This is a genomic window from Chromobacterium sp. FG22, assembly GCF_057809415.1.
In genome coordinates this window covers 159,767-183,350 of record NZ_JBMDJX010000010.1, presented here as the reverse complement: position 1 = coordinate 183,350, position 23,584 = coordinate 159,767, and the positions used below count along the sequence as shown (strand labels likewise).

At 69.0% G+C, this 23,584-nt stretch carries 14 protein-coding genes; 10 read left to right on the top strand and 4 right to left on the bottom strand.

Annotation, left to right across the window (positions count from 1 at the left end; translation table 11 throughout):
* Positions 1–115: 115 nt before the first annotated feature.
* From ACODSD_RS12405 to ACODSD_RS12390, 4 genes are all read left to right on the top strand, one after another.
* Positions 116–6,778 carry an amino acid adenylation domain-containing protein gene (locus tag ACODSD_RS12405; protein ID WP_488877498.1) on the top strand — a complete coding sequence of 2,221 codons (6,663 nt, stop codon included), beginning with the start codon at positions 116–118 and terminating at the stop codon, positions 6,776–6,778.
* A complete protein-coding gene (locus ACODSD_RS12400) occupies positions 6,775–8,379 on the top strand; it encodes an MBL fold metallo-hydrolase (RefSeq protein WP_488877497.1) in 1,605 nt (534 codons plus the stop codon). The genes ACODSD_RS12405 and ACODSD_RS12400 overlap by 4 nt, the downstream gene beginning before the upstream one ends.
* Positions 8,380–8,498: 119 nt before the next feature.
* Positions 8,499–11,231, top strand: coding sequence for a condensation domain-containing protein (locus ACODSD_RS12395; RefSeq protein WP_488877496.1), 2,733 nt, complete (start codon positions 8,499–8,501; stop codon positions 11,229–11,231).
* Between the two features lie 76 nt (positions 11,232–11,307).
* On the top strand, positions 11,308–14,403 hold the full coding sequence (locus ACODSD_RS12390; RefSeq protein ID WP_488877495.1) for an amino acid adenylation domain-containing protein: 3,096 nt from the start codon (positions 11,308–11,310) through the stop codon (positions 14,401–14,403).
* A 30-nt stretch (positions 14,404–14,433) separates the two neighbouring features.
* Here ACODSD_RS12390 and ACODSD_RS12385 read toward each other — a convergent pair whose 3' ends face one another.
* The gene (locus ACODSD_RS12385) at positions 14,434–15,123 is read right to left on the bottom strand and encodes a type 1 glutamine amidotransferase domain-containing protein (protein ID WP_107799548.1); all 690 of its coding nucleotides are present in this window, start codon (positions 15,121–15,123) and stop codon (positions 14,434–14,436) included.
* 137 nt (positions 15,124–15,260) lie between these two features.
* Entirely contained in the window at positions 15,261–15,722 is a 462-nt protein-coding gene (locus tag ACODSD_RS12380; RefSeq protein WP_488877494.1) for a MerR family transcriptional regulator, read from the bottom strand.
* Between the two features lie 81 nt (positions 15,723–15,803).
* On the opposite strand from ACODSD_RS12380, the gene ACODSD_RS12375 reads away from it, so the two are divergent.
* Positions 15,804–17,030 carry an NADH:flavin oxidoreductase/NADH oxidase family protein gene (locus ACODSD_RS12375; RefSeq protein WP_488877493.1) on the top strand — a complete coding sequence of 409 codons (1,227 nt, stop codon included), beginning with the start codon at positions 15,804–15,806 and terminating at the stop codon, positions 17,028–17,030.
* Between the two features lie 10 nt (positions 17,031–17,040).
* Here the strand turns inward: ACODSD_RS12375 and ACODSD_RS12370 are convergent, their stop codons facing one another.
* Positions 17,041–17,928, bottom strand: a complete 888-nt coding sequence (locus tag ACODSD_RS12370) for a LysR family transcriptional regulator (RefSeq protein ID WP_253315286.1) — start codon at positions 17,926–17,928, stop codon at positions 17,041–17,043.
* A 138-nt stretch (positions 17,929–18,066) separates the two neighbouring features.
* Here ACODSD_RS12370 and ACODSD_RS12365 point away from each other — a divergent pair, with 138 nt between their 5' ends.
* The 3 genes from ACODSD_RS12365 to ACODSD_RS12355 all read left to right on the top strand — a co-directional run bounded on the left by ACODSD_RS12365 (position 18,067) and on the right by ACODSD_RS12355 (position 20,647).
* Positions 18,067–18,939, top strand: coding sequence for an MBL fold metallo-hydrolase (locus tag ACODSD_RS12365; protein WP_488877492.1), 873 nt, complete (start codon positions 18,067–18,069; stop codon positions 18,937–18,939).
* A 140-nt stretch (positions 18,940–19,079) separates the two neighbouring features.
* Complete coding sequence (locus tag ACODSD_RS12360) at positions 19,080–19,271, top strand: hypothetical protein (protein ID WP_227103504.1); 192 nt, start codon at positions 19,080–19,082, stop codon at positions 19,269–19,271.
* Positions 19,272–19,276: 5 nt separating this feature from the next.
* The gene (locus ACODSD_RS12355) at positions 19,277–20,647 is read left to right on the top strand and encodes an amidase (protein WP_488877491.1); all 1,371 of its coding nucleotides are present in this window, start codon (positions 19,277–19,279) and stop codon (positions 20,645–20,647) included.
* A 167-nt stretch (positions 20,648–20,814) separates the two neighbouring features.
* Here the strand turns inward: ACODSD_RS12355 and ACODSD_RS12350 are convergent, their stop codons facing one another.
* Positions 20,815–21,723 carry a LysR family transcriptional regulator gene (locus ACODSD_RS12350; RefSeq protein ID WP_227103509.1) on the bottom strand — a complete coding sequence of 303 codons (909 nt, stop codon included), beginning with the start codon at positions 21,721–21,723 and terminating at the stop codon, positions 20,815–20,817.
* A 114-nt stretch (positions 21,724–21,837) separates the two neighbouring features.
* On the opposite strand from ACODSD_RS12350, the gene ACODSD_RS12345 reads away from it, so the two are divergent.
* Both ACODSD_RS12345 and ACODSD_RS12340 read left to right on the top strand, forming a co-directional pair.
* Positions 21,838–22,779: a DMT family transporter gene (locus ACODSD_RS12345; protein ID WP_107799555.1), complete on the top strand. Its 942-nt coding sequence runs from the start codon at positions 21,838–21,840 to the stop codon at positions 22,777–22,779.
* Between the two features lie 161 nt (positions 22,780–22,940).
* On the top strand, positions 22,941–23,417 hold the full coding sequence (locus tag ACODSD_RS12340; protein WP_227103511.1) for a hypothetical protein: 477 nt from the start codon (positions 22,941–22,943) through the stop codon (positions 23,415–23,417).
* The last annotated feature ends 167 nt before the right edge of the window (positions 23,418–23,584 follow it).

The following is a 23,584-nucleotide window of genomic DNA, read 5'->3' as shown; positions in this document are numbered from 1 at the left end:
GCTCGTTTTCGCCTTGTCTCGCCCTTGCTCGCGAGACTTTGAACAGGCTCTAAGAGCCTGTTCCAAATACTTTCCGGGGGGCCGCCGACGGCGGCCGCCCATTGCGAGGTTCACGATGTCGAAGATCGCCGAAATCCTGCCGCTGTCGCCATTGCAGCAAGGATTGCTGTTTCACGCGCTGTACGACGAACGCGAGGTGGACGCCTATCATGTCCGCAACCGCTTCGAGCTGCGCGGCGTCCTGGACGCCGGCCGGCTCAGGCGCGCGGCGGAGGCGCTGCTGCAACGCCATCCCAATCTGCGCGCCGCCTTCGTCTACAAGGGGCTGGCGCAGCCGCGTCAGGTGGTGCCCCGCGAGTTCGAGCTGGATTGGCGCGAGGAAGATCTGTCCGGCCGGGACGCCGCTGCGCTGGACGCGCTGCTGGAGGCGGATCTGCGCCGCCGCTTCGATCCGGGCAAGCCGCCGCTGCTGCGCTTCATCCTGGTCAAGCTGGACGCGGAACGCCATCAACTGCTGTGGAGCTTCCACCACCTGCTGTTCGACGGCTGGTCCATGCCCATCCTGATGGACGAGCTGTTCGCGCTCTACCGCCAGGGAGAATCGGCCGCGCTGCCGCCGGCCGCGCCCTACCGCGATTATCTGGCCTGGCTGCAACAGCAGGACAAGGCCGCCGCCGCCCGCGCCTGGGCCGCCAGCCTGGACGCGCTGGACGAGCCGGCCAAACTGGGCGCCGCCGCCGCGGGGGAACGCCAGCTGATCCTGTCCCGGCAAACCGAAACCGCCCCGCTGCAGGCGCGGGCCCGCCAACTGGGCGTCACCCTCAACACCCTGCTGCAAGCGGCCTGGGCCATTCTGCTCGCCCGCCTCTCCGCCGCCGACGACGTCGTTTTCGGCGTCACCGTTTCCGGACGCCCGCCGGAGCTGCCCGGCGTCGAGCGCATGGTCGGCCTGCTGATCAACACCGTCCCGCTGCGCCTGAGGCTGCGGCCCGAGGAAACCCTGACCGCCCTGCTGCAACGCCTGCAGGCCCAGCAGGCCACGCTGATCGAGCATCAGCACCTCAGCCTCGCCGAGATCCAGCAGGCGGCGGGAAGAACGGAGCTGTTCGACACCCTGCTGGTTTTCGAAAGCTATCCGGCGCTGCCCGGCGCGGCCGACGGCGAGGTGGCCGACGGCCTGGCCTTGATTCCGCTCGGCGGCGACGGCGCCGACACCTCCCACTACCCGCTCAGCCTGTGCGCCGTCCCCGGACCCGAGCTCGAGCTGCGCTTCGGCTACCGGCCCGACCTCTTCTCCGCCGACGCCGTCGACGGCATCGCCCGGCAGTTGCTGGAGCTGCTGCGCCTGATCGCCGAACAGCCCGAGCTGCCGCTCGCCCGCATCCAGCCGGCCACGCCGGCCCAGCAAGACGCGCTCGCCGCCTGGAACCGCACCGACGCCGCGCTGCCCGCCGCCACCCTGACCCAGTTGCTGGAACGCCAGGCGGAACTCAGCCCCGACGCCGAGGCGCTGCGCTTCGACGAGGCCGCCCTCAGCTACCGCCAGTTGCACCAACGCGCCAACCGCCTCGCCCGCCGACTGCGCGCCGACGGCGTCGGCCCGGAAACCCTGGTCGCCGTCGCGCTGCCCCGCTCCATCGATCTGGTCGTGGCCCTGCTCGCCGTGCTCAAGGCCGGCGGCGCTTATCTGCCGCTCGATCTCGACTACCCGCCCGAACGCATCGCCTTCATGCTGGCCGACGCCCAGCCCGCCGTGGTCCTGTCCCGCTCCGAGCTGCTGGCCGGCCTGCCGGTCGAACACGCCTTATGCCTGGACCAGATCGACGATGTGCTCGAGACCCTGTCCGATGCGCCGCTGGAGCTCCCCGGCGACGACAGGCATCCGGCCTACGTCATCTACACCTCCGGCTCCACCGGCCGCCCCAAGGGCGCCGTCAACAGCCACCGCGCCATCGTCAACCGCCTGCTGTGGATGCAGCACGCCTACCCGCTGGCCGACGACGACGTGGTGCTGCAAAAAACCCCGTCCAGCTTCGACGTCTCGGTCTGGGAGTTCTTCTGGCCGCTGATCGCCGGCGCCTCGCTGCTGCTGGCCCGGCCCGACGGCCATCGCGACCCCGTCTATCTGGCCGAGCTGATCCGCCGCCGCGGCGTCACCACCCTGCATTTCGTCCCCTCCATGCTGGACGCTTTCCTGCAGGAGCCCACCAGCGCCGGCTGCGCCAGCCTGCGCCGCGTGCTGTGCAGCGGCGAAGCCTTGCCCGCGCCGCTGCTGGCCCGCGCCGCCCAGACGCTGCCCTGCCCGCTGCATAATCTCTACGGCCCCACCGAGGCCGCCGTCGACGTCACCGCCTGGACTTGCGATCCGGTGCGCGACAGCCGCTCGGTGCCCATCGGCCACCCGATCTGGAACACCCAGCTCTTCGTGCTCGACGCCATGCTGCGGCCCTTGCCGCCCGGCATTCCCGGCGAACTGTACCTGGGCGGCGTCGGCCTGGCCCGCGGCTATCTGCGCCGTCCGGCTCTGACTGCCGAGCGTTTCGTCGCCCACCCCTTCGCCGCCGGCCAGCGGCTGTACCGCACCGGCGACCGCGTCGTCCGCCGCGAGGACGGCGCGCTGGACTACCTGGGCCGCCTCGACCACCAGGTCAAGCTGCGCGGACTGCGCATCGAACTGGGCGAGATCGAAGCCGCGCTGCTGGACCAGCCCGGCGTCGCCCAGGCCGTGGCGCTGATCCGCGAGGACGCGCCCGGGCAGCGCCGGCTGGTCGCCTACGCGGTGCCTGCCGCCGGCATCGAAGTTGACGTCGCGCGCTGGCGCGACGCGCTGGCCGCCCGCCTGCCCGACTACATGGTGCCCGCCGCCTGGGTGACGCTGGACGCGCTGCCGCTGACGCCCAACGGCAAGCTGGACCGCCGCGCCCTGCCGGCGCCGGAACTCGCCCTGGCCGAGCACCGCGAGCCGGTCACCGAGAAAGAAAAGCTGCTGGCCGAGGCCTTCGCCCAAACCCTGGGCTTGGAGCGCGTCGGCCTGGACGACAGCTTCTTCAACCTCGGCGGCGATTCGCTGCTGGCGCTGCGGCTGAAGGGCCTGGCGCTCAAAGCCGGCGTCTCCTTCGAACTGGCCAGCCTGTTCGAACACCACAGCGTGGCGCTGCTGGCCGCCCATGCCGAACAGGCGGCGGCCGCCGCCGCGCCGGCCGAACCCTTTTCCCTGCTGGACCCCGCCGACCGCCGGCGGCTGCCGCCGAACGCGGTGGACGCCTACCCGCTCAGCCAATTGCAACAGGGCATGCTGTTCCACAGCGCCTTCCGCGACGGCTCGACGCTGTACCACAACATCGTCGGGCTGGCGGTGTCCCTGCCTTATGACGCCGCCGCGCTGCGCCGCGCGCTGGACGCGCTGTGCCGGCGGCACGAGCTGCTGCGCACCCGCTTCGCGCTGGACGGCTATCTCGAACCCTTGCAACTGGTATTGGCGACGGCCGCCATTCCGCTGGGAGAGAGCGATCTCGGACAGCTGCCGCCCGCCGCGCAGCAAGAAACCCTTACGGCCTTCATCGCCGCCTGGTCCAAACAAGCTTTCGATCCCGGGGCCGCGCCGCTGCTGCACGCCCACGCCCACCGGCTGGGCGAACGGCGCTTCCATCTGACGCTGCGCATCCACCACGCCATCCTCGACGGCTGGAGCGACTCCGTCTTCATCGTCGAACTCGCCCAGCTCTACCAGGCCGAGCTGGCCGGCCAGCCCTGCCGGCCGCCCGCGCTGGCCAGCCGCTACCGCGACTACATCGCGCTGGAGCGCCAGGCGATGGCCTCGCCGGCCAGCCGGGATTTCTGGCGGGAACAGCTGCGCGGCTACGAAGCCGCCGCCGCGCTGCTCGCGCGGGAGGAGAACGCCGCCTTGGCGGCCGACGGCCCGCTGCAGATCCACGCCGACATCGCCATAGACGAGCCGGTTTCGACGGCGCTGACCGCGCTGGCGCGCCGCTTGAACGCGCCGCTGAAATCGGTGCTGCTGGCCGCCCACCTGGCGGCGCTGGCCATGCTGACCGGCAAAAGCGGCGCCTGCACCGCGCTGGTCACCAACGGCCGGCCGGAAACCGCGGACGCGGAGCATATGGTGGGCCTGTTCCTGAACTCGGTGCCGCTGCGCATGGAGATCCGGCGCGAACCCTGGACCCGGCTGATAAGCCGCGTGATTGACGCGGAACGGGCGCTGCTGCCGCACCGGCGTTATCCGCTGGCCACCATGCTGCGCGACGCCGGCCTGCGCGACGCCGGCGAGGCCATTTTCAATTACACGCATTTCCAGGCGCTGGAAGCGCTGGCCGACTGGCGTCAGCAGGACAGCGCGATGGACAACAGCTTCGCGCTGCAAATCAATTTCCGCCCCGACGGCGCGCGCATCGCCGGCAGCCTGACCGCCCACCGCGACGCCCACGACGCCGACGCGTTGCGGCGCTACGCCCGCTGCTACGCCGCCGTGCTCGCGCAGCTGGCCGGCGACCCCGACGGCCCGGTGCGCCGTCTGGACCTGCTGGACGAGGATGAGCGCCGCCTGCTGCTGGATGGCCAGGCCAGCGCCCGCGACATCGCGCCGCTGCCGCTGTGCGAGCTGTTCGAGCGGCAAGTCCGCCGCGCGCCGGACGCGCCGGCGCTGGACTGCGACGGTGAAACCTTGAGCTACGCCGAGCTCAACCGCCGGGCCAACCGGCTGGGCCGGCGGCTGATCGCCGCGGGCGTCGGACCCGGCCGGCTGGTGGCGGTGGCGCTGCCCAAATCGGCGGCGCTGCTCGTCGCGCAACTGGCGGCGCTGAAAGCCGGCGCCGCCTATCTGCCGCTGGACCTCAACTACCCGGCGGAGCGGCTGGCGCTGATGCTGGACGACGCCCGCCCGGCCCTGGTGCTGAGCGACGCCGGCTCCGCCGCCCGCCTGCCGCAAACCGCCGGGCCGGTGATGGCGCCGGAGGCCGACGATAGCTTCGCGGACGGCGACATCGGCCAGCAAGAAAGGCTGCGCCCGCTGACGGCGGACGATCTGGCCTACGTGATCTACACCTCCGGCTCCACCGGCCGGCCCAAAGGCGTCTCGGTCGCCCACGCCGGACTGGCCAGCCTGGCGCAAGACCTGAAGGAGCGCTGCGCGCTGGACGCGTCCGCGCGCGTGCTGCAATTCTCCTCGCCGGGCTTTGACGCCTCGGTGCTGGAAATGCTGATGGCCTTCGCCGGCGGCGCCTGCCTGGTGCCCGCCAACGCCAGGCAGCTGGACGCCGACAGCCTGCCGGGCACGCTGCGCGCCGCGCGCGTCAGCCACGCGCTGCTGCCGCCGGCGCTGCTGGCCATGCTGGAACCGGCGCCGGATCTGCTGCCCGGCGCCTTGCTGGTCGGCGCCGACGCCTGCCCCGCCGAGGTGGTGGCCAAATGGGCGCGCGGCCGCCGGATGATCAACGCCTACGGCCCCACCGAATCCACCATCTGCGCCACCCTGAGCGACCGCCTGACCGACGGCGCGCCGCCCATAGGCCGGCCGGTGCTCAACAGCCAGGTCTATCTGCTGGACGAGGCCTTGCAGCCGGTGCCCGTCGGCGTCGCCGGCGAGCTGTACGTGGCCGGCGCCGGTCTGGCGCGCGGCTATCTTAACCGCCCCGCGCTCAGCGCCGAGCGTTTCGTCGCCAATCCCTTCGGCGCGCCCGGCAGCCGGCTCTACCGCAGCGGCGACAAGGCGCGCCGCCTGGCGGACGGCCAGCTGGAATTCCTGGGCCGGCTCGATCAGCAGATCAAGCTGCGCGGCTATCGCATCGAGCCGGGCGAGATCGAGGCCGCGCTGCGCTCGCAAACCGGCGTGGCCCAGGCCGTGGTCTTGCCTGTCGACGACGACGGCCGCAAGCGCCTGGTCGCCTACGCCGTCCCGCGCGCCGGCGCCAGCCTGGACGGCGCGCGGCTGCGCGCCGGGCTGGCCGCCGGCCTGCCCGACTACATGGTGCCCGCCGCGGTGACGGTCTTGCCCGCGCTGCCTTTGAACGCCCACGGCAAGCTGGACCGCGGCGCGCTGCCGGCGCCGGTCTTCGCGGCCGCGCCGCAACGCTTGCCGGCCACGCCGCTTGAACAGACGCTGGCGGCCTTGTTCGCGGAGACGCTGCGGCTGCCGGCCGTGGATCTGGACGCCGGCTTCTTCGAATTGGGCGGCGACTCGCTGCTGGCGATGCGGCTGGCCGCCCTCATCCGCGGCAAGCTGGGCGTCAAGCTGTCGATGGAACAGCTCTTCCTCGCCCCCAGCGTCGCCGAATTGGCGCGGCGCCCGGCGTTTGGCCGCCCGGACGAATCCTCGTCGGCGGCCGGCGGCCGCTCGTTCTGGCTGACCGTCCGCCGGCAAGACGGCGCGCCGGTCTCGCTGCGCTGCGACGGCGAGCTGGAGCTGCCGGCCTTGCGCCAGGCCTTGCGCGAGCTGGGCCGCCGTCACGCCACCCTGAACGCGCCGGCCGAAACAGGGGCGACGATCAAGGCCGCCAACGGCCTGGCCTTGCCCGCCGCGCTGCGCCAGGCCGCAGACAGCGGCGCCGGCGCGCCGATCGCGCCGCTGCTGCGGGAGCTGGCCCAGGCTTACGCCGCCCGCGCCGACGGCGGCGCCCCCGATTGGACGCCGCTGCCGCGGCCATACGCCGACTACGCGGACTACGCCGCGTCGCAGGCAGGACTCAGCGAGGCGACGGCCCCGTCCGGCACGCCGGCTTCGCGCCCTTTTCCTCCCTCTTCCACGACATTGGAGCAAGCATGAACACTCCCCATCCCGACACGGCCGTCTACCTGAAAAGCGGCGTCAAACTGGAACCGCTGTTCCACCGCTGGTACGCCTGGAGTCATCTGGTGTCCCCGGTTCAGCAGGCGATCAATCTGGCCTTCCGCCAGATTCCGCTGCTGCGCTCCTTCATCGCCAACCCCAATGTGCACATCGCCGCCTCCAAGAACCCCCAGATGCTGGGCGGCCCCTTCCTGGAACTGCCGGCCAGCGATCTGCCCGCGGTGCGCCGCCTGCTGCAGGACACGCTGAAGGACGCGGCGCCGCTGCTCCGCTTCGCCGAAGACCTGCAAAAGCTCAATCGCCAGCTGCAGCAAACCGCCAGCGGCCACAGCCTGGACGCGGTCTACGCCGAGTTGCCGCCCACGCTGGCCGGCCTGGTCGAAGTCAGCTACGACCTCAACCATCACCCCGGCCTCCGCGTGCTGGACTCCTTGCTGAGCTACCCCGCCGCCGCGGACGCGGACCGGCAGGCGCTGGCTTTCAGCACCGAACGCGACGAACAGCGCCATTTCTTTCTGAACACGCCCCGGCTGGACGGCGACGCCAGGCTGGTGCTCCCGCTGCCCTTCGCCGCCCCCCATCACGAAGCGCTCGCCGCCAGCCGGATACGCGCCGTCCCTTACGCGGAGCTGAAGCAGGCGCTGAAGGTGCCGGCGGAACAGGAAGCCCGCTTCCGCGGCTTCTTCGACACCGAAGCGCCGCGGCGCGACCAGCCCGAGTATCACGGCGGCGATGTCCGCATCCGTTACTTCGGCCACGCCTGCGTCTTGTTGCAAACGGCGTCCACCTCGGTCCTGATCGACCCCTTCGTCACCTGGGACCGGGACGGAGAACCGCAGCGGCTGACCTTCGACGATCTGCCCGACCATATCGACTACGTGTTCATCACCCACAACCATCAGGACCACTTCAGCCCGGAACTGCTGCTGCAATTGCGCGGCCGCATCGGCCGCCTCCTGGTGCCGCGCCACAACAGCCGCAGCCTGGCCGATCCATCGATGAAGCTCACGCTGCGCGCGCTCGGCTTCCGCAACGTGTCCGAACTCGAGCCGATGGAAAGCGTGCGCTTCGACGACGGCGAAATCGTCAGCCTGCCGTTTTACGGCGAGCACGCCGACCTGGACATCGAAAGCAAGCACGGCATGTTCCTGCGGCTGAAAAACCGCCGCTTCCTGTTCCTGGCGGACTCGGACTGCAAGGACCGCGCGCTCTACCGCCGCATCGTGGAGCGTCTGGGCAAGGCGGACACGCTGTTCATCGGCATGGAGTGCGACGGCGCGCCGCTCAGCTGGCTGTACGGTCCGTACACCGGCAGCCCGCTCAGCCGGCGCGACGACGAATCCCGCACCTTGTCCGGTTCCGACTGCGAGCACGCCTGGAGCATCGTCGAGGAGTTCGACTGTAAGAAGATCTACGTCTACGCGATGGGGCAAGAACCCTGGATGCGCTTCGTCACCGGCCTGGAGTATTCGGCCGACAGCAAACAGATCGTCGAGTCGAACAAGTTCCTCGAGCGCTGCCGCGCCGCGGGCCTGAGCGCGGAACGGCTGTACGGCTGCAGCAGCTTCAGCTGCTGAGCCTGTTCAATGTCTGCTGCGCGCCGTAAAAGCTTCCAGGACGCCGTCGCCGGCTTGGGGCGCGGGGCTGAATAAAGGCTTGCTCTTGTCGACTGATTGCCGACCCAAGGTATTCGCTTATGAAATTTTCACTCGATGCCGGCTACGGCTGGCTTGCGTCCTTGCAACAGGAACGACTGTTCCACCTGGATCCGCTGACGCCGGACGCCGCCTCATGCTCGTTTCCCGTCGTGCTGCGGATAAGCGGCGCGCTGGACGCCGCGGCATTGGAGACGGCCCTGGCCGCGGTCGTGGCCAAACACGAGGCCTTGCGCACGACGATGGCCTTCGACGGCGACGAGCTGCTTTGCTCGACGCGGCACGCCTGGCCCGGCCCCCTGCTCCAGCCGACGCGCCTGGAGCCGGCGAGCGGGGACGGCGCCGGCCTGGCCGCGGCCGTCCGGGAAGTCATCGACCGCCCCTTCGATCTGGCGACGGGGCCTTTATTTCGCTTTGCTCTCTTTCAGCCGGCGGATGATGAGGCGAGCCTGGTCATGGTGTTCCATCAGGCTGTTTTTGACGCCTGGTCGGCCGGCATCCTGGCTACAGACCTGGACACGGCTTATGCCGCCGCCTTGAACGGCGGCGACGTCGAGCTCGCGCCCAATGCGCTCGATTACGCGGACTTCGCCCATTGGCAGCGCGAACCATGGCGCGCCGGCGCGCCCCGGCCTTCACGATTGGGCGCGGACGGTCCGTTGCCGGCCACGATATCGACGGACGGCGCTCAATGGGCGCTCAAGCTCCCCTCTGAGCAGGAACAACAATTGCGCCGGCTTCAACAGGAAACGGGAGACGCCTTGCTGGTCGTTTTCTCATCCTTGCTCGGTCTTTTCCTGGGCGCGGAAAGCGGCCGGGATGAAATCCTCATCGACGCGTCCGTCCCGGGGCGACGCCACGCGGAAGCCAATGACATCATCGGCCTGTTCGAAACCCCGCTCCCGCTGCGCTTGCGCCTGGACGCCAAGCCCACCCTGCGGGAGATGCTGGACCAGGTCCGCACGCAGGCCGCGCAGGGCGCGGAGAACCGGAACATGGCGTTTGAACCCTCCGCCGCCTTGGAGCCGCCAGGGTTTCAAGTCGCCGCGCGGGTGCGAAAGCGCCCGCTCTGGCGTCTCGCCGGCCTGCGGCTGACCGAGCAGGCGGCGCATGCCGGACGCGCGAAGCGCGACTTGAGCTTTGTGCTGGACGAACGCGACGACGGCCTCTGGCTGACGCTAGAGTACGCCGACGCCTTGTTCGAAGCCTCGGCCGCCCAGCGGCTCTTGAACGGGCTGGTCCGCTTCGCCGCGCAATGCCTGGCCGATCCCGCCCGCCGGCCGGATGCCTTGCCGACGGCTGATGAGCAAGAACTCGCCAGCCGCGGACAAGAGCGGGACACCGGCGCGCTCGCGGCGTTGGCGCGGCCCCAGGCCGACGACCGGCTGGGCCAGCTGTCCAGCAATCAGCAAAGCCTGTATTTCTTTGAGAAACTGGCCCCGGACCACGCCTTGTACAATGTCCCGCTGCATCTGGAGATGCGCGGCCAGCTGGACCCCGCCCGCCTGGAGGCGGCGCTGGAACAGCTGCTGAAACGCCATGAAGCCCTGCGCGCGCGCTTTGTGGAAACCCCGGCCGGCCTGCGGCAGGACGTCGGCGCGCCGCCCTCCCGCGTACTCGAAACCGCGGATCTCAGCCAACTGCCGCCGGACCGCCGCGACGCCGGCTTCGCCAGCCTGGAACGGGATGTCAGCTCGACCCCCTTCGACCTCGCCGCCGGCCGGCTCTTCCGCTTTTGCCTGGCGCGCCGCGACCGCGATCACTGGGTGTTGCTGATGGTGTTTCACCACATGGCGTTTGACGGCCATTCCGCGCAGATATGGCTGCGCGATCTGCGTACCCTGCTGCGAGGCGGCGCCTTGCCCGCCGTGGGGCCCGCGATGACGGTGAGAGAGGCCGCCGCCGAGGAGCGGGCCTGGCAGCGCAGCCGCGACTACCAGAAGGCGCTGAGCCGCTGGCTAGACCGCCTGGCGGGAACCGCGGCCCCGCTCAATCTCAGGCCGGACCGCCCGCGCCCGCTGCGACGCGACTACGCCGGGGCCTTCCTGGAATGCGCCTTGCCCCAGGCGCTGCTGGGCGAGCACATCCAGCGCGCCGCCCAGCTTGGCGCCTCGCCGTTCATGGCCGTCGCCGCCCTGCTCGCCGCCTATCTGTCCGCGCGCGGCAATCAGGCCGACGTCTGCCTGGGCTTCCCCCATGGCGGACGCGGCGACGGCGCGATCGAGGACACCATAGGCAATTTCGTCAATTTGCTCGCCATGCCGGTGCGGATAGAGACCGCCGACACCCCGCGCAACATCATTGAAAAAGTGCGCCAAACCGCCCAGGCGAGCTACGCCGGCTACCGGGTGCCGTTCTCCTCCCTCGTCGATCGGCTTGGCCTGGAGCGCGTTCCCGGCCAACACCCGGTCTTCCAGGCGGTGGTCACCGTCGATCAAGACTTCGACGGCTGGACGCAGGACGGCCTGACCGTGGCCTTGCTGCCGGGCAGCAACCCGATCGCCAAGTTCGACCTGGCCTTCGGCTTCAATCTGGCGCGCAGTTGCGTCCGCATCGAGTACGCGACCGATATGTTCGACCCGGCGTCGATTGAAGCCATGGGCGCGGAACTATCGGCCTTGCTGTCCCAGTGCGTGCGGGGCTTCGACGCGCCGCTGCGGCAGGCCGCCGGCGCGACGGCCGCCGGGGAGGTGCCGCGCGCCACGCCCAAGCTGCTGAGAAAACCCAAGCCGGCCGGCGCCGGGAACGCCGGCTTGGCGGCGGACGCGACGTGAGCCCATGTCAAGCGCCGACAACTGACCAACCGCCGGAGGGCGCAAAGCGCTCTAGCCGGCAGGACATGCAAAACCAATGACTCATCCAACAGAACTCAGCGCCTGCCAAACGCTTGCCGAGGCCTTCTCCCGCTCAGTCCAGCGCTTTCCCGACCGCATCGCCGTGCAATGCGCGGCGGCTTCGCTCAGCTACCGGCAACTGGATCAGCGGGCGGACGCCCTGGCCCGCCGCCTCCGCGCCATGGGCGTGACCGCCGAAACCCTGGTGGGCTTGTCCGTGCGCAGATCATCCGATCTGATCGTCGCCATGCTGGCCATCCTGAAAGCCGGCGGCGCCTACCTGCCGCTGGACCCGGAGTATCCGGCGGAGCGGCTGGACTACCTCGTCGGCGACGCCCAGCCCAAGCTCATCGTCGTGGATGCGGCATCGCGGGAACGGCTGGCCGCCGCCGCGTCCGCCAAGGACATCCCGCAGCTTGATCTGGACGCTTTTGCGCCATCGCGCGACGAGACGCCCGTGGGCGGCGGCACGCCGAATCGCGACAACCTGGCTTACGTCATCTATACCTCGGGCTCGACCGGAGGCCCCAAAGGCAGCCTGATCACCCACCGCAATGTGCTGCGGCTGTTTGCCGAGTCCCAGCCTTATTACGACTTCGGGCCGGAGGACGTCTGGCCCTTGCTGCACTCCTACGCCTTCGATTTTTCGGTCTGGGAAATCTTCGGCGCGCTCTTGCATGGCGGCGCCCTGCTGGTCCCGGACCTGGCCACCATTCGAGACCCTTCCGCGCTGCTGGCGTATTTGCGGCGGCATGGCGCGACGGTGCTCAATCAGACACCGTCCTTCTTCTATCAGCTGGCCCTGTATCTGAGCGAACATCCGGAACAGCGCGAGGCCCTGGAATCGCTGGCCTTCGTGGTGTTTGGCGGCGAGCGGCTGGACCTGACCCAGCTCAAGCCCTGGTTCAAGACCATGGGCGACGAGGGCCCGGTGCTGGTCAATATGTACGGCATCACCGAGACCACCGTGCACGTCACCTTGCACGTGGTCGACGCCGACGAGACGAAGCATAGGAAGTCCGCCGGCATCGGCTCGGCCTTGCCCGACTTGTCGCTGTTCCTGCTCGACGAGGACTTGCAGCCGGTGACGCCCGGCGAGGTCGGCGAGCTGTATGTCGCCGGTCCGGGACTGGCGCGCGGCTATCACGGCCGGCCCGGCCTGACCGCCGAGGCCTTCATTCCCTGCCCCTTCCCCGGCCGCGAAGGCCAGCGGATGTACAAAACCCAGGATCTGGCGAAGATCGATCCGCACGGCGAGCTGGTTTACGAATCACGCAAGGGCGGCTACCTGAAGATCCGCGGTTTCCGGGTTTCGCTGGCCGAGATCGAATCCGCGCTCTGCGAGCTGGACGGCGTCGCCAACGCGGTGGTCCAGGCCTCGTCCGAGGATGGGCGAGATCTGGTGTCGGCCTATCTCCGCTTTGCGTCCGCGCCGATGAGCTTGCGGGAACTCCGCCAGGCGCTGGCGGAAAAGCTGCCCGGCTTCATGATGCCGCACCACTTTCATTGCATCGACAGCCTGCCGCTGACCGCTCACGGCAAGATCGATCGCAGCCGTTTGCCGCACATGGCGCGGGCCCTGAGCGACGAACGCCCGCCGGACGCGCCGGCCTCGGCCGACGAAGCCGACATGACGGCGATCTGGCGCCGGGTGCTCGGCGTGGAACGTCTTGGTCCTAACGATGATTTCTTCGCCTTGGGCGGGGACTCCATCCGCGCCGTGGAACTGATCATGGCGCTCAATCGCGCCGGCTGGGCCGCCACGGTGGAAGACGTGTTTCACTCGCCCAATGTCCGGGACCTGAACGACCGCAGCCTGCGGGGCGAAACCGGCTTGCCGCCGACGCAGGCGAAACGCGCGAACGCCGCGTCCGACATGCAGCGCCTGATGCTGGAGCACTATCAGGCGGCCCCGGCAGGGCTGGGCGTCTATCATGTGCAGCAGTGGTTTGACTGCGTGGACGCGGCGCTCGACATCGGGCGGCTCATGGAGGCCTTCCGCTTGGAGTTTTCCCGGCATCCCGTCTTCCGCACGCTCTTCGTCCGCGACGGCGACGCGATTCTCCGCACCGACGCGGGCAGGGAACGGGTGCGCCTGGACGCCGTCGACCTCCGGCGCGACGCCCCTGCCCGGCAGCGGGCGCGGATTGCCGAGTACGCGCGCGCCGATCTCCACGCGCCATTCGCGCCCTTCGAGGCGGCAAGCGAAACGGCGCGGCTGCGCTTCTTCCAAACCGAGGACAGCCGCTGCGTCGTTTTCCTGAGCATCCACCACGCGATAGACGACGGCTGGGGGCAGCAACGCTTTTTCGACGCGGTATTCCAGCGCTATCAGCGCCATGACGCCGTCGCGCCGCCGGCGCGCGCGGACGTGTTTTCCGAATACGTCGCCCTCCAGCAGCGCATGGCCCTGGACCCGGCGGCGATTGAATACTGGCGGCGAGCGCCGTTTGCCGGCGCGCAGACGCTTGAGCGACGGAGAACGCCGCCGGCCGGAATGACGGAGCACAAAAAACGCATCGCGCCCCGGCTGGTGGCCCGCGTCGGCCACTGCGCGCGCGCGCGGCGCATCCAGACGCGATCCTTGTATTTGGCCGCCGCCGGGCAAGCGATCGCGCGCGCGACCCGGGACCCCCAGGTCTTGATCGGAATGGTGGTCAACGGCCGGGTGCCGGAACTGAGCGATCCGCTGGACGCGGTGGGCCTGTTCTGGAATTTGCAGCCGCTGTCGTTTCAGGCCTTGGCGTGCCCGCTGGAAACGGCTGAGGCCATCCACCAGCGCCTGCTGCTGCAGGAGAAATACGCGCTCTACCCGCTCAGCGCGATTTTCGATGCGCGCAGCCCCGGCCGGGAGTTTCTTTACACCTTCAACTTCACGAATTTCCGGGCGCGGGATTCGAAAACGGCGGATTTGCGGGACTGGGACGGCGTGGATCGCTTCCACTACCCCGTCAATATCGCCGTCCATCTGGACGAGGGCTCGGACATCGCCGAATTCCGGCTGAGCGGCGATCCCGCTTATTGCGGCGAGGCCGCGGCGGACGCGCTGTTCCAGGCTTTCGAAGAAGCGCTGGGCGTCGCCGTCGGGGAGCTGGCCGGCCTAGGCGCTTGACGCGGCCGCGCGAGGCCGGCGCTCCCGGCCTCAGCGCGACAGCAAGGCGGCCACTCGCTTGGCGGTGGCCTTGGCCGACTGCGGGTTTTGCCCGGTCACCAGCCGGCCGTCCACCACCACCTTGGGCATGAACGGCAGCCAGGCTTTTTCATAGCGGGCGCCGCGCCGCCTCATTTCCTCCTCGGCGTTGTAGGGCACTTTGCCGGCCACGCCGGCCAACACTTCCTCCCGCCAGGAAAAGCCGGTCAGCCGACGGCCGGCCACCAACAGCGCGCCGTCGGACAAGCGGATATTCAGCAGGCCGCAATAACCGTGACACACCGAGGAAACGACGCCGCCCTGCTCGTAGATCTCGCGGGCGAGCCGCTGCAGGCCGGCGTGCTCCGGAAAATCCCACATCACCGCGTGGCCGCCGGTGAAATAGATCGCGTCGAACGCCGCCGGGGCGATGTCTTCCGGCTTGGCGGTATCCGCCAGCAAGGCCCGCTTATCGGCGCTGGCCAGCCAGGCCCGCGCCGAGGCGTCGGCGTTCGGCCATTTCAGCGAGCGCGGCTCCAAGGGAGAGGCGCCGCCCAACGGGCTGATCAACTGCTGCTCCCAGCCTTGCGCGGCGAACACCTCGTAAGCGTGGCTCAATTCAGACAGCCACAAACCGGTGGCTTCGGACGGATCGGCGTAGTGAGCGACATTGCTCACCACATGCAGAATGCGCTTGCTCATGACGGCTTCTCCTCATCAAAGCGCCGCTGGGGTTTGAACATGGTTTGCGTCGGCCGTTTCCGGCGGCGGGCCTGCGCCACCTTAAGCTTCAAGTCCGCTTGAGGGTCAAGGCATTTCACCTGAGCCTAAGCGCCCGTTTACGACTTTTCCGGGAGCGGGCCTTGCCCGCTTCCCGGCGCTCCGCCCGCCGCGCCGTCCTCGTCGCGCAGGCGGTTCAACACCCATTGGGCCCGCTCGTCGCAGGCCAACCCTTCCGGCCCGTTCTCCATGCTGGCGATCACCCGCCGCAACTGAGCCTTGTTCTGCTCCAGCCGCTGCTGCAAGCGTTCGATCTCGGCCACTTTGCGCATGAGCCCCGCCAGCAGGTCCTCATGCTGCCAGGCCTTAGGCTCCGTCGGCAGCAGACGGCGAATCTCGTCCAGGGAAAAGCCGGCGCTCTGGGCGCTGGCGATGATGTCCAATACCCACAGCGCTTCCGGGCCGTAATCGCGGTAGCCGTTGGCCCCGCGCGCCACCGCCCGGATCAGGCCGCTGGCTTCGTAAAAGCGAATGCGGGAGGCGGTCATGCCGCAGCGCTTCGCCAATTCTCCAATTTTCATCCGCGTTCTCGATCGGGGCTTGACATTAAAGTTAACTTTAAACCTATGGTTGAGCCAAGATCAAACCCGGAGCGCGCGCTCATGACCCTATTCAGCCCCTTGACCCTTCCCAACGGTTCCAGCCTGCCCAACCGCATCGCCAAGGCGGCGATGGAAGAAAACATGGCGGACGCGGACCAGGCCCCGTCCGATGCCTTGATGAGGCTCTACCAGGCCTGGGCGGACGGCGGCGCCGGCCTGCTGATCAGCGGCAACGTGATGGTGGACGGCCGCGCGATGACCGGGCCGGGCGGCGTGGTGCTGGAGGACGAGCGCCAGATGGAGCGCTTCCGGCGCTGGGCCCGGATCGGCCGCTCCCGCGGCGCGCAGTTCTGGTTGCAGATCAACCACCCCGGCCGTCAGATGCCGGCCAATCTGGGCCAGGCCACCTGGGCGCCGTCCGCGGTGCCGCTGGACCTGGGCAAGATGTCCAGGCATTTCGCCCTGCCGCAGGCGATGACGCCGCAAGGGATCGCCGATGTGATACGGCGCTTCGCCCGCAGCGCGGGCCTCGCCGAGCAGGCCGGTTTCGACGGCGTGGAAATCCACGCGGCCCACGGCTATCTGCTCAGCCAGTTCCTGTCCCCGCTGTCCAACCAAAGAACGGACGCCTGGGGCGGCCCGCTGGAAAACCGGGCCCGCCTGCTGCTGGAGATCGTCAAAGCGGTGCGCGCGGAGGTGTCCCCGGGCTTCGCCGTGGCGGTCAAGCTCAATTCCGCCGATTTCCAGCGCGGCGGCTTCAGCGCCGACGACGCCCGCCAGGTGGTGCTCTGGCTCAATGAGCTGGCGGTGGATCTGGTCGAACTTTCCGGCGGCAGTTACGAAGCGCCGGCAATGCAGGGCGAGGCCCGCGACGGACGCACCCTGGCCCGCGAGGCCTATTTCCTGACGTTCGCCCAAGCGCTCCAAACCGTGGCCGCCATGCCGGTGATGGTCACCGGCGGCATCCGCCGCCGGCCGGTGGCCGAACAGGTGGTGGCCAGCGGCGTGGCCATGGCGGGCATCGCCACCGCGCTGGCCCTGGACCCCATGCTGCCCAGCGACTGGCGCCAGGGCAAGGACACCGCTCCGGCGCTGCCGCCCATCGCCTGGCGCAACAAGCCGCTGGCGGCGCTCGCCAATATGGCCGCGGTGAAGTTTCAGCTGCGCCGGCTCAGCCAGGGCAAGACGCCCAAGCCCCAGGTGTCGCCGCTGCGGGCGCTGATCCAGCAGCAGCTGGCCGCCGCCTGCCGCGCCCGCCGCTATCGACGCTGGGCGGCGCAACGCTGAGCCGGCGGCCTCAAGCGCCCGGCAGCGCGGCCAGAAAGCGCTTCAGCGCCGGGTTGGCCGCGTCCTTGCGGCTGACGAAGCTCAGCGGCATCGGCAAGGACAAATCCCGCAGCCGGAAGAAGCGCGCCTGGGCCGGCGGCCGGCCCAGATTGGCGGAGTTGACGATGGCGGCGCCGATGCCGGCGCAGACCAGCGACAAGATCGCCGTTTCGGTGCCGGCCTCCTGCGCCACCCTAAGACGCACGCCCAGTTGCCGGCAAGCGCTGATCAGGCGGTCGTAATAGCCGGGATAGGCCTCGCGCGGCATGGTGACGAAGGGCCGGTCCGCCAGGCTGCGCAGCGCGATGGGGCGGCTCTCGTCGTGGCCGGTGTCCCAGCAGCGCGGCAGCGCCAGCACCACGTCGTGCTCCAGCAAGGGCAGGCCGGCCAGGCTTTCCGGCAAGTCTTCGTATTGGTAGATGAAGCCGCCGTCCAGCGCGCCCTCCTCCAGCGCGCTCAATTGCTGTGGCGTGTTCAGCACGCTCAGCTCCAGCGCCACCTCCGGCGCCTCCGCCTGGAAGCGGCTGAAGGCCTGGGGCACCAGGCCGTCCCAACCGGCGTTCTCCACGCAGCCCAGCCGCAGCCGGCCCAAAAGGCCGGCGGCCACGCGCCGCGCGCTCTCGGCCGCGTCGTCCAGCGCGGCCATCGCTTTGCGCACCTCGCGCAAATAGCTTGCGCCGGCCGCGGTCAGCTTGAGGCCGCGCGGCGAACGCTCAAACAGCGGCAGGCCCAGCTCTTGTTCCAGGTCCTGGATCTGCCGCGACACCGCCGGCTGGGTGATGTGCAGATGCTCGGAGGCCAGGCGCACACTTTGGTGCTCGGCCACGGCGATGAAGTAACGAAGATGGCGCAATTCCATGCGGGGTCTTTCGGCTTGGCTATGCCTTTAAGTTATCACGAATTAATAATTCGGCATTGGAAAGCATGGATAATTTCCGCGATAGTGACGGTCAAGCCGCCGGCCGCGCCGGCGCGCACCCTAGCCGCAGAGACCCAAATGGACACCATCAGCCCCACTTATCAACTTGGCGACGCCAAGATCACCCGCGTGACGGACACCCTGCTGCACGGCCTGGCCCCGTCCTTCCTCTACCGCGATTGGAACGAGACGCTGCTGGCGCAAGAGCCGGGCTTGCGCGGTCTGCTGGACGCCGACGGCGCGCGCCTCACCCTGAGCGTGCACAGCTGGGCGGTGGAATGGGCCGGCCAGGTTTTCCTGATCGACACCGGCGTCGGCAATGACAAGGAACGCGCGTTCAACCCGCTGTTCCACCGGCTGCAAACGCCCTTTCTGGAACGCCTGGCCCGCGCGGGCATCCAGCCCGCGGACGTCGACCACGTGTTGCTGACCCATTTGCACGCGGACCATGTGGGCTGGAACACGCGGCGGATCAACGGCCAGTGGACGCCCACCTTTCCCAAGGCCCTCTATGCTTTGCCGCAAGGCGATCTGGATTTCTTCGCCACGCCGGAAGCGGACAGCCGGCGCATGGTGTTCGACGACAGCGTGGCGCCGGTGATCGCCTCCGGTCAGGCGCGCGTGATCGGCCTGGACGGCGGCGACTACCAGGACGGTTTCCGCTTCCACCCCACGCCCGGCCATTGCGCCGGCCATATGTCGATTTCGCTGAGTTCGCGCGGCGAGACGGCGCTGTTCTGCGGCGATGTGATGCATACGCCGATGCAGGTGTACCGGCCGGAATGGAATTCGGTGTTCTGCCGGGAGCAGGACGCGGCGCGGGCATCCCGGCGCTGGCTGCTGGACTTCGCCGCCGAGCGCCGCGCTCTGGTGTTCAGCGCCCACTTCGCCGACAGCTCCGCCGGCCGGGTGACGCGCCGGGACGGCGGCTTCGGCTGGACCTTCCTCTAGAGGCGCCGCTTAACGATCCGCCGCCTCCGTGGGGCGTCCCCGTCCACGCGGCTTTGAAACGCCGACGACAAGCTGCTCTAATCCTTAATCTCAATGCCTTGCGCCAGGCCTTGCACAGGCCCCCAACCCAGGAGCTCCTCATGGCCCTTCCCACCCTCGCCCCGGAGGCCGTCGCCGCCCTGGCCCAGGCCGCCGGCCTCAAGCTCGCCCCCGATCGCCTGGAGGCCGTCGCCGCCACCCTGGCCTTCATCCGCGCGGAAATCGCCAAGCTGGACCGGCTGAGTCCGGCCGACGCGCGCTCAGCGCCCCCCTTCGACCCGGACTGGAGGTAAACGCCGTGCAAGCCTATCAATTGAGCATTGTGGACGCGGCCCGGCAGATAGCGGACGGCCAGTTGTCGCCGGTGGAGCTGACCCGCTCGGTGCTGGAGCGGGCGCAAGAGAAAGAAGACCAGCTGTCCGCCTATGTCACGCTCGCCGCGGATCAGGCCATGGACGCCGCGCGGCGGGCCGAGCAGGAAATCCGCCGCAAGAAATACCGCGGCGTCTTGCACGGCATCCCCTACGCGCTGAAAGACCTGATAGACGCGGCCGGCCTGCCCACCACCGCCAGTTCGCAAGTGCGCCGGCATCACCTCGCCGCCGCCGACAGCGAGGTGGCCGCCCGGCTCAAACAGGCGGGCATGATCTTGACCGGCAAGACCCATACCCATGAATTCGCCTTTGGCCTGACCACGCCGCAAACCAACAATCCCTGGGCGCCGGAGCGTTCCCCCGGCGGCTCCAGCGGCGGTTCCGCCGCCGCGGTGGCTTATGGCGGCGCGCTGGCGGCGCTGGGCACCGACACCGGCGGCTCCATCCGGGTGCCGGCCGCCTTGTGCGGGCTGGTGGGCCTGAAGCCCACTTACGAACTGGTGTCCCGCCAAGGCGTGGTGCCGCTGTCCGGCTCGCTGGACCATGTCGGCCCCATCACCCGCACCGTGGCGGACGCCGCGGCCTTATTGGACGCCATCGCGACGCGACGGCCGCCATCGGCCGACAGCTACCGCCAGGGCCTGGGCCAGGGGGTGGAGGGGCTGCGCGTCGGCGTGGCCGGCAATTATTTCTGCGAGCATATCGCGCCGGACATCCAGGCCGCGCTCCAGGACCAGCAGGCCGAACTCGCCGCCGCCGGCGCGACGCTGGTGGAGGTCGAGATCCCGCTGACCGATTTCATCCTGCCCATCCAATGGGGCCTGATAGCGCCGGAAGCCGCCGCCTATCACCGGGACGCGCTGCGCCGCGCGCCGCAGCTGTACGGCGACGAGGTGAGGACGCTGCTGGAAGCCTGCATGCTGGTGCCGCAGAATGAACACGCCCAGGCCCAGGCCGCTCGGATCGCGCTACAAGCCGCCTGGCGCCGGCTCTTCGCCGGCATCGACCTGCTCTTGGTCCCCACCGTGCCGCACACCGCGCCGCTGCACGGCCAGGACAGTTTCGTCTGGCCGGACGGCGTCGAGGAGAGCGTGGTCTCCGCCTATATACGGCTGAGCACGCCCGCCAATGTGCTGGGCCTGCCGGCGCTGACGGTGCCGGCCGGCCTGGACCGGGTCGGGCTGCCGTTCGGCGTACAGCTGATTGGCCGGCCTTTCGACGAGCTCACGGTGCTGCGCGCCGGCCAGCTGATAGAGAGCCGCTGCCAAACCCGGTTTGACCTGCCGCGGGCCTAAGAATCGGTTCACAGCCTGCCGCGCTTCGCGACGCGTGGCGCGGCGGGCGCCGCTTAAACATGCTCATGCGCCGCCTGCGCATTCCGCTTTCTCAGCGGCTTTCGCCTTGTCTCGCCCTGGCCCGCGAGGCTTTGAACAGGCTTGTGGACTGTCCGCATCGCGTCCGCTCACAAACCGCCCAGCGAACCGTCGCGCAGGCTCTTGGCCATGGTTTTGCAGGTGTGGAGAAAAGCCGCCACCGCCGGGCTGACGTGCTTCCGGCTGGGCACCGCCAGGCCCACCGCGCGCCTCACCATGGGCGCCAGCGGCTTTTTCACCACGCCGGGGCATAAGGCCAGCAAGGGCGCCGGCACCGCGAGATCGGCGACGATGGACACCCCGGCGCCGTTCTCCACCATTTTGACGATGGTGAGAATCTGGGCGTAGCGGTGCTTGACCATGGGCCGCAGGCCGGCGGTTTCAAACAATCTCTCAATCAGCGCGGTATTGCCCGCCAGCGTCATGATGAAGGGCATGTCGCACAAATCCGCCAGCCGCGCCGCCGGCTGGCCGGCCAGCGGATGGCCGGCCGGAATCAAGGCCACGAACTGGTCCTCCACCAGCGGCAAAGTGTCGAAACGATCGTCCGGCAGCACCACGAAGCCCACGTCCACCCGGCGCTCGCTGACCCATTGCGCCACTTCGTCGTCCTCGCCCTCTTCCACGAACACGTCGATTTCCGGATAGCTGGCGCGGAACTGCTCAAGGATGCGCGGCAACAGCAGCAACGAGGAGGTGGTGCCGAAGGAGCCGATGCGCAGCACGCCGCGGTTCAGGCCGCGCGCCGCCGACGCCTCCTGACGGATCGCCTCGGCCACGCCCAAGAGTTCGCGCACGCGCAGCAGCAGGCTGTTGCCGGCCTCGGTGGCCTCGATGCCGGCCTGGCCGCGCGTCAGCAGGGTCAGCCCCCATTCCTTCTCCAATTGCCTGATCGCGTGCGACACCGCGGATTGGCTGATGCCCAGTTTGTCCGCCGCCGCGGTGAAACCGCCCAGCTCCGCCACCAGCGCAAAGATTTCCAGCTGCGTAAAGGTCATGACCGTCTCGTTCACCCATGAGCAAATGCTCATTTTTCCATGAATTCAAACAATCAATAGTATATACGCACCCACATAGCATCAGGAGGCCGGGCGGTGCGCCCGGCGCCCACCATGAATCACTCAAGCACCCTCGCCGTCGCGGCGCAGCCCGCCCGCGCGCAAACCGCGCTCAGGCCGGCCCTGTCTCTGAAACTGGCGCTGACCGCGCTGTTCTGGGGCGGCACCTTCATCGCCGGCAGAGTGCTGGCGCAATCCATGCCGCTGATGACCGCCGCCTTCGGCCGCTTCCTGGTGGCCGCCCTGCTGCTGGTGCTGGTGGCTTGCCGGCTGGAAGGCGGGCTGCCGCGGCTGAACCGCTCGCAGATCGCCGTCACCGCGTTTCTGGGCTTTACCGGCATTTTTCTCTACAACGCCTGTTTCTTCGGCGCGCTGGCGCGCATTCCCGCCGGCCGCACCGCCTTGTTCGTCAGCCTCAATCCCATCATGACCGCGCTGGCCGCCAGCCTGATTTTCCGCGAGCGTCTGGGCCTGCGCCGCTGGGCCGGCATCGCCGTGGCCTTGCTGGGCGCCATGGTGGTCATCACCCGCGGCGATCTCGTCGGCACGGTCCACGATTTCAGCCAGTCCTTCGGCGCCGGCGAAGCCCTGATGAGCCTGGCGGTGCTGAGCTGGGCGGCCTATACGCTGGGCTCGCGCAAGGCGATGGAAACCCTGAGCCCGATCGCGGCCACCACCTACGCCACGCTGTGGGGCCTGGCCTTCCTGTCCCTGGGCGCGGCCGGCGAGATCGGCTCCGTTCCCTGGGCCTCCTTCGGCTGGCGGATCTGGCTGTCCATGCTCTATCTGGGGGCCATAGGCACCGTGGTGGGCTTCATCTGGTATTACCAGGGCATCCGGGAGATCGGCCCCTCGCGCGCCGCCGTGTTCACCAATCTGGTGCCCGCCTTCGGCGTGCTGCTGTCCGCGGGGCTGCTGGGCGAACCCATTCTGGCGTCCATGCTGGCGGGCGGCGCGCTGGCGGCGGCGGGCGTGTCCCTGACCAACCGCAAGTGAGCGTTCGGCCGCGCCCGCCCCCGCCGGGCGCGGCCCTCGGGCAAGCCCTTAGTACGAATACCTAAGCCACGGCTATTGATTTGCAAAACGAATAAAATCGCATTGACAGTCAAGGTCGCGCTGCTAGGCTTCAATTCCCAAACCCCTTAGGGAGAAGCCCCATGGCCAGCCCGCTCACCCTGTTGATGCCGGTCATTCCCGGCACCAGCCTGGAAGCCATCGCCGCCACTCTGGCGGAATACGAACCCACCCTGCATCAAGCGCTGACTTCGATCGGCACCGTCCATTACGCGCGCACCTTGCTCTTGGACCGCTCCGCCGCCAATCTGCAGCCCACCGGCAAAAGCAGCGACAACTACGTGATCGCGGTGATCACCGAATACGACGGCAGCTTCAACGCCTACATCAACGACTTCGTCGCCCAGGTGGGCACCGTCTTCGACGCGCTGCTGCAATTCGTGGTGGGAGGCAAGGCGCTGACCCCGGTGGCCAATAATGTGGCGGCCTTTCAGGCCTTCATCGCCCAGAACGACGCGTCCCAGCATATTCCCAACAACGGCGGCGGCGGCAAGGACGACAACGGCTTGTACCAGGCCTATCCGTACACGGTGCAGACCATACTCGCCGCGCTGGACTGAAGCGCGCCCGCCAGGCGCAGGCGGCCCGCCCGCTTGCGCCTTAGAGCCTGTTCAAAGTCTCGCGAGCAAGCGCGAGTCAAGGCGAAAACGAGCGAAAAAGCGGAATGTACGCGTGGTACATGAGCGGCTTGAGCGGGTACTCGCCGAGCAGCGTTTCACGAAGCGCA